The organism is Paenibacillus sp. 01T422 (genome assembly GCF_056398785.1).
On sequence record NZ_JBFTQB010000261.1, the window covers coordinates 1 to 7,085 of the forward strand.

Here is a 7,085-nt window from a genome sequence, read left to right on the forward strand (position 1 = left end):
GTATGGGGGTCATGCTCGCAGTCTTAATTTCCGGGACGATTCTTTCGAACATGGTGTCATCTTGGGAAACAGCGAAATATTTGTTTATGGTCAACTTGGACTTAACCAAGTATCTTACGGGAGGTCTGCCACCGATAAAAGGTATGGATTTATCCTTCTCCCTAAGTGTTCTAAGCGTCTGGGCCGCAATTTCGCTGATTGTTTCCTTTACTGTTTTCTCCCGCAAGGATATATTGAATTAACAAGATACAAAGGAGTCGCGGAACTCCTATCAAAGAACCCTATATTAGAAAAAGGAGGGCTTCAATGACTGAGCAACTAGAATTTGCAAATGGAAAAGCCCCAACATCGGATTATGATGTCGATGATATTCAAGTACTGGAAGGGCTTGTCGCTGTTCGTAAAAGACCAGGGATGTATATCGGCAGCACGAGTTCTTCCGGTTTGCACCATTTGATTTGGGAAATTGTCGATAATGCGGTTGATGAGCATCTTGCCAAACATTGTTCCAAAATCAATGTGACCATACATAAAGATCAGTCCATCACAGTGCAAGATAACGGTCGAGGTATTCCGACAGGTACGCATAAGACAGGAGTTCCTACACCGCAAGTTGTTTTTACGATTCTTCATGCCGGTGGCAAGTTTGGCGGTTCTGGATACAAGAAATCGGGAGGACTGCATGGTGTTGGTGCTTCGGTAACGAATGCCCTCTCGGAGTGGCTGGAAGTTGAAATTTACCGCGACAGCAAAATACACAAAATGCGTTTTGAATACCGGGTCGATGATGCAGGTGTCGAGCATGTTGGTGAACCTGTGACCAAGCTTGAAGTTATAGGGAATACGAACCGGACAGGGACCAAAGTTACGTTCAAACCGGACAAACGGGTATTCCAAGGCGGTACCACCATTTCGTACGATACCTTATCCGAGCGATTGCAGGAGATTGCCTTCCTGAATTCGGGTTTACTTGTTAATTTAAAAGATGAGCGTACGGATAAACAGGATTCTTTCCAGTATGAAGGCGGCGCGAGCCAATTCGTTGAATTCCTGAATGAAGAGAAAACGGTGCTTCATCCCGTTATTCATTTTGCTTCTGAGAAGGACGAAATTGAAGTGGAAGTGGCTCTTCAGTACAATGATGGCTACACAGAAACGATTGCCTCATTCGTAAACGCAATCCCAACCCGCGGCGGCGGTACGCACGAAACGGGTTTTAAGACGGCATATACGAGGGTCATGAATGAATATGCACGTAAAGCGGGCATTCTCRAAGAGAAAGATAAAAACCTTGACGGTACCGACCTAAGAGAAGGTATGATGGTCGTGATCAATATTAAGATGGGCGATGTCGAATTCGTCGGTCAAACCAAGGATCAGCTTGGAAGCGCTATTGCCCGAAGTGCGGTGGATGCGGTTGTTTCAGACAAAATGACTGTGTTTCTGGAAGAAAATCCGCAAATCGCGCAGATGATGCTGAAGAAGGCTGTTCAAGCCTCTAGAGCTCGAGAAGCGGCTCGTAAAGCTAGGGAAGAAATTCGCAGCGGGAAAAAAGGGAAAAGCGAGAGCTCGAATCTAGGCGGCAAGCTAACCCCTGCGCAATCCAAAGATTTGCAGCGTAATGAATTGTTCGTCGTCGAGGGAGATTCTGCTGGAGGTTCTGCGAAGCAAGGGCGTGACTCCAAGCATCAGGCTATTTTACCGCTGAAAGGGAAACCAATGAATCCCGAAAAGGCGAAACTACTCGACATTATGAAAAACGAAGAGTATAAAGCGATCATTGCAGCGATCGGGGCAGGAGTTGGCTCTGAGTTCGAAGTCGAAGAGATGAACTACGGTAAAATTATCATTATGACGGATGCTGATACCGACGGCGCGCATATTCAAGTGCTGCTTCTGACGTTCTTCTATCGCTACATGAAGCCTATGATTGATGCAGGCAAGGTGTACATTGCACAGCCGCCGCTTTTTAAAGTGACTAGAAAAGGCAAAAATGGCGGATATAAATATGCATGGACCGACGAACAACTGCAAGTTGTTGTGAAAGAGCTTGGCAAGAATACCGAGTTACAGCGGTACAAAGGTCTTGGCGAGATGAATCCCGATCAGTTATGGGAGACAACCATGAATCCAGAAAGTCGGCAGCTGCTGCAGGTTCAAATCGAAGACGCTGCAAAAGCGGAACGCCGAGTAACAACCCTAATGGGCGATAAAGTTGATCCGCGTAAACGTTGGATTATCGAGAACGTCGATTTTACCGAATATGTAGAGTAGACCAAAAAGAGTGGTGACTGAAAGTTGGGTATTTTAGAAGAATTTTTACCAGCCTATCTAGAGGAGATCGTTGGCGATCGATTCGGGCGTTATTCCAAATACATTATCCAGGATCGCGCGATCCCGGATGTTAGAGACGGCTTGAAGCCTGTACAACGGCGCGTATTGTACGCAATGTACGATTCAGGGAACACCCCTGATAAACCATACCGCAAGTCCGCAAAAACGGTCGGCGATGTGATGGGGAACTATCATCCGCATGGAGATGCCTCCATTTATGACGGTATGGTTCGTATGGCACAGCCATGGAAAATGGGTCATACACTTGTGGATGGCCATGGTAACTGGGGATCTCTTGATGATGATCCACCGGCAGCAATGCGGTATACCGAAGCAAGGCTCTCAGAAATTGCGATGGAGCTGCTTCGTGATATTGAGAAGCGCACCGTTATGTTCAAAGATAACTTTGATAACTCCACGAAGGAGCCAGTTGTGCTCCCGGCGCGATATCCCAATCTGCTTGTGAACGGTGTGAGCGGCATTTCGGCAGGTTTTGCGACAGAAATTCCACCGCATAACTTGCGTGAAATTATTGATGCCTGCACAGCGATGATCGATAAGCCTGAGATTACAGTCGACGAGTTAATGACAATCGTCAAAGGTCCAGACTTCCCTACCTCCGGCATTATTATGGGGGAAGATGGGATTCGTGAGGCTTATCGCACAGGCAAAGGGCGTATCTATATACGGTCCAAAACAGCGATCGAAGACATGCGCGGCGGAAGACAGCAAATTGTGATCACCGAAATTCCGTATCAGGTCGTGAAAGCGCGTCTCGTAACCGCTATGGAGAATATCCGACTTGAGAAGAAGGTCGAAGGAATCGCGGAAGTTCGGGACGAAAGCGGACGTAATGGATTACGGATCGTCATTGAGCTGAAAAAGGAAGCGGATGCGCAAGGGATTTTGGCGTACTTGCTGAAGAAAACGGATTTGCAAGTAACGTACAATTTCAATATGGTTGCGATTGTTAACAAAGCACCGCGCCAATTGGGTATTCGTGAAATTCTGGAAGCTTACATTGGGCATCAAAAGGAAGTTGTCACATTCCGTTCCCAATATGAGCTTGAGAAAGCGGAAGACCGCGCTCATGTGCTGGAGGGGCTTGTCAAGGCTCTTAATATTTTGGACGAAGTGATCGCGACGATCAAAGCGTCCAAAAATCGTCAGGATGCACAAAACAACTTGGTTGAGAAATTTGGCTTTTCTGAGCGTCAAGCGGACGCCATTCTTGTCTTGCAATTATACCGGTTAACGAATTTAGAAATCACAACCCTTGAAAAAGAGTTGAAAGATGTTGAAAAAGTAATTGCTTATTTACGTGGCATTTTGGGCAGTCTGAAAAAGCTGTTAGGTGTAATTAAAGATGAAATGGGCGAAATCCGGAAGAAATACGGCATTGAGCGCCGTTCAGCTATTCAAGGCGAGGTTGAAGAGCTCAAAGTGAATCTGGAAGTGCTCGTCAACCCGGAAGATGTCTTCGTAACGCTTTCTAACGAAGGTTATCTGAAACGGACTAGCAAGCTTTCGTTTACACGATCAGGCGGAGAACTGGAAAATACAGGCCTCAAAGAAGGCGACTACTTGCGCTTCTTGCTCGACGTAAATACGATTGAGAGTTTGCTGATCTTCACCAAAAAAGGCCAGTATTACTTACTGCCTGTCCATCAAGTGCCAGAGTAYAAGTGGAAAGAAAATGGTACCGCGATCGTCAACGTCATTCCAATCGCCAAAGAAGATCGCATCGTCAGTGTGATTCCGATCAAAGGCTTTGAGGATCCAACAAAATCGCTTGTATTCGTCACCCGCAAAGGCCAAGTGAAGCGTACAGAGCTCAAAGAGTATATGACGAACCGCTCCAATGGACTTGTCGCTTGTAAGCTTTCTGAACAAGATGAAGTGCTGTATGTGCATCTCAGTGACAACACGAAAGAAATCCTGCTTGTCACGAAGCTGGGCATGAGCATTCGCTTCCGCGAGGAGGAAGTAAACCCGATGGGCCGTGCGGCCGCGGGTGTGCGCGGCATCCAGCTCAAAGAAGACGATGATGTCGTCTCGGCTGAGTGGATTTATGGGGATGAGGGGGAAGTGCTCGTCATTTCGGACCTCGGGTATGCCAAGCGGTCCCTTGTCGTTGATTATCCGATTCAAGGGCGTGGAGGAAAAGGTATTCTAACCTTTGAGTTCAAAGAAGGCAAGCGTGTCAGACCGAATGGAACAGGTTTAATCCGAACATTCATTGTGAAAATGGATTATCAGATTACAGCCGTGATGAGTAATGGAGAGAAGCTTCGCTTCTCAACGGAGACAGCGCCACTGGAAGATCGTAAAGCGCAGGGCAAACAGCTTATACCTGTTACCAAAACAGAGTCCATTATAGAAGTGCTGCGTTTCCCTCAGTCATAACTGACAGTAGGTGGATCCAGTTTCTCCATCAGCCTAAAAGCTAACTCTAATAAGACCCACAGGGGCATCGGYTCGTCTAATCGATCCAGCCACTGTGGGTCTTTCAGCATGCCGGCCTCGAGTGCCTTTTTGCCAAGCTCTATTTTCCAATCATCCACTTTGAACCACTCCTTAACGTGATCTGCGATACTAACTGCTTCACAGTATATGTCAGAAGTGGGCTAAGTGTTAAAAAGAAGTCGAGACTTTCTTCAAGTTCGGACAAAGTAGTTGATGACTCGACAACATGCCACAGCATGTCCCGGGAATGTGCAGCTTTTGTAGGAAAGTATTAACGGCATTAACCTTTTAACCGTTGAAAATGCGTGCTATACTTGCGTTATAGTAGATGTTGGAAGCGAGTTGATGTGAGGTTGTATTCCGATGAGTTTGGAAAGCTGTGGCTGAAATTGTCTAAGGAATTGAAGAGCCAGATGGAAGTAGGATTAGCACCTACGATTACAGAAGGGCAACTTAACGTGTTAGAATTGCTTATGACGAACGAGCGTATGAAGCCTTCAGATCTAATCGAATATTTATCTACAACGCCTGCAGCGGTTACAACGCTATTAGATCGTATGGAGAAAAGTGAGTTAGTCGTGCGGGTGCGAGATGAGAAAGACCGTCGTATCGTTTGGGTACACGTGACAGACAAAGGAAGGACGGAATGCGAGCGAGGTACGTTGGTCCGAGAACAACTGCTGGACACTTACCTGAGCCGCGTTTCCGCCCATAATCAGAAACTGCTTATTTATTTGTTGGGGAAGGTCGCCAATTAATCGCAGAGGCGCCCCCAAGAGTGAATTTACAATTCTGGAATTGTAAATTCACTCCATGGCCGCTGCACGGGCGGCAGCGACCGAAAGCGCATCGTCTCTTTGAGTGTTGGATGCTCAAAGGACAGAGCCGTCGCCCAGAGCGCTAGCTGCTGGCCGGGCTTGTTGACCGCGCTGCCGTAGCGCTGGTCGCCGTACAGGATGCAGCCGATGGCAGCCAGCTGCACGCGGATTTGATGCGGCCGCCCGGTGTGCAGCTTGATCTGGATCAAGCTGAGACCGTCTTGGCTGCCGAGCAGCTTATAATCCAGCACAGCCTCCTTGGCTTCGTGCTGGCCTGGTGTGACAACGCTGACGGTATTCGTCCGCGTGTCTTTCCAGAGCCAGTGACGCAGCGTAGCGGTCGACTGTGGCGGTTTGCCATGCACAATAGCGACATACGTTTTGTCGAGATGCCTAGTTCTTACCGCGTCCGACAGCCGTGACGCGGCTTTTGACGTTTTGGCGAAGACCATCACGCCGCCTACAGGTCGGTCAAGCCGGTGGACAAGCCCGAGGTATACATTACCAGGCTTGTTGTGCCGGTGCTTGAGATCTGCCTTCAGGACGTTCAGCAGATCAGGATCGCGCGAGTCGTCCTCTTGTGTTGGCATGTTCACGGGTTTCTCTACTACGAGAATGTGGTTGTCTTCGAAAAGTATTGAAATTTGCGATGCTCCCGTACCATCTTTGGCTCCAGTCATCCTACGACTCCCAGCGTCCCAGAATACCGCAAGGGAGCATTAAGCCGGAGTGAGTGATCGGCAGGCCGATTTCTCCACTTGAAATCGTACCGCCATGCTTGCTTTTCATCGCCATCGTTAAGATGTTTTGCAGCACCGTAGCCGAAATACCTGTTGTATAAGAGTTAATTAACAGGAACAAAGGATTATCGGTCAAAATGCTCTGGCAGGTTTGAATGAAAGGGAAGAGGTCATCTTCTAGTTTCCAGGTCTCGCCATTAGGTCCGCGTCCGTATGAGGGAGGATCCATGATGATCGCATCATATTTGCTGCCGCGGCGCTGTTCTCTTTGTACGAATTTGAAGACATCATCGGTAATGAAACGTACGGGGCGGCTGCCCATATTGCTGAGATGCAGATTCTCCTTCGCCCATTGCACAACACCTTTGGCAGCATCGACGTGGCAAACCTCTGCTCCTGCATAAGCACAGGCCAGAGAAGCTCCGCCTGTATAAGCAAACAGGTTCAATACCTTGATTGGCCTTCCAGCGTTTTGGATTTTATCGATCATCCATTTCCAGTTGACGGCTTGCTCGGGGAATAAGCCCGTATGCTTGAAGCTGGTTGGTTTAATATAAAAGCTCAGCTTCTGGTCATAAGTGATCGTCCAGCGTTCCGGAAGTTCAGCATTCTGCTGCCACTGTCCGCCGCCGCTGGAGCTGCGGTGATAATGAGCATCGGCTTGACGCCATGCGGGTGTTTCTTTTTCCAAAGGCCAAATGATTTGTGGGTCAGGTCTTCTCAACAC

At 48.0% G+C, this 7,085-nt stretch carries 6 protein-coding genes and 1 pseudogene; 4 read left to right on the forward strand and 3 right to left on the reverse strand.

All coding sequences use genetic code 11. From position 1 onward, the window contains the following. From AC1DUA_RS16085 to gyrA, 3 genes and pseudogenes are all read left to right on the forward strand, one after another. Window positions 1-242, forward strand: a pseudogene (locus AC1DUA_RS16085) (ABC transporter permease); the annotation flags it as partial. A gap of 64 nt (window positions 243-306) precedes the next feature. Beyond that, complete coding sequence (gene parE / locus AC1DUA_RS16090) at window positions 307-2,274, forward strand: DNA topoisomerase IV subunit B (RefSeq protein ID WP_477500732.1); 1,968 nt, start codon at window positions 307-309, stop codon at window positions 2,272-2,274. A gap of 24 nt (window positions 2,275-2,298) precedes the next feature. Beyond that, complete coding sequence (gene gyrA / locus AC1DUA_RS16095) at window positions 2,299-4,740, forward strand: DNA gyrase subunit A (RefSeq protein ID WP_477500733.1); 2,442 nt, start codon at window positions 2,299-2,301, stop codon at window positions 4,738-4,740. On the opposite strand, the gene AC1DUA_RS16100 is transcribed toward gyrA, so the two are convergent. Continuing rightward, window positions 4,731-4,898, reverse strand: a complete 168-nt coding sequence (locus AC1DUA_RS16100) for a hypothetical protein (protein ID WP_477500734.1) — start codon at window positions 4,896-4,898, stop codon at window positions 4,731-4,733. The two genes, gyrA and AC1DUA_RS16100, sit on opposite strands and share 10 nt — an antisense overlap. Window positions 4,899-5,153: 255 nt before the next feature. On the opposite strand from AC1DUA_RS16100, the gene AC1DUA_RS16105 reads away from it, so the two are divergent. Then, the gene (locus tag AC1DUA_RS16105) at window positions 5,154-5,558 is read left to right on the forward strand and encodes a MarR family winged helix-turn-helix transcriptional regulator (RefSeq protein ID WP_477500737.1); all 405 of its coding nucleotides are present in this window, start codon (window positions 5,154-5,156) and stop codon (window positions 5,556-5,558) included. A 26-nt stretch (window positions 5,559-5,584) separates the two neighbouring features. Here AC1DUA_RS16105 and AC1DUA_RS16110 read toward each other — a convergent pair whose 3' ends face one another. Both AC1DUA_RS16110 and AC1DUA_RS16115 read right to left on the reverse strand, forming a co-directional pair. After that, window positions 5,585-6,298 carry an RluA family pseudouridine synthase gene (locus tag AC1DUA_RS16110; protein ID WP_477500735.1) on the reverse strand — a complete coding sequence of 238 codons (714 nt, stop codon included), beginning with the start codon at window positions 6,296-6,298 and terminating at the stop codon, window positions 5,585-5,587. 1 nt (window position 6,299) lies between these two features. Then, window positions 6,300-7,085 (reverse strand): class I SAM-dependent methyltransferase (locus AC1DUA_RS16115; RefSeq protein WP_477500736.1); only part of this gene is annotated, 786 nt, incomplete at its 5' end.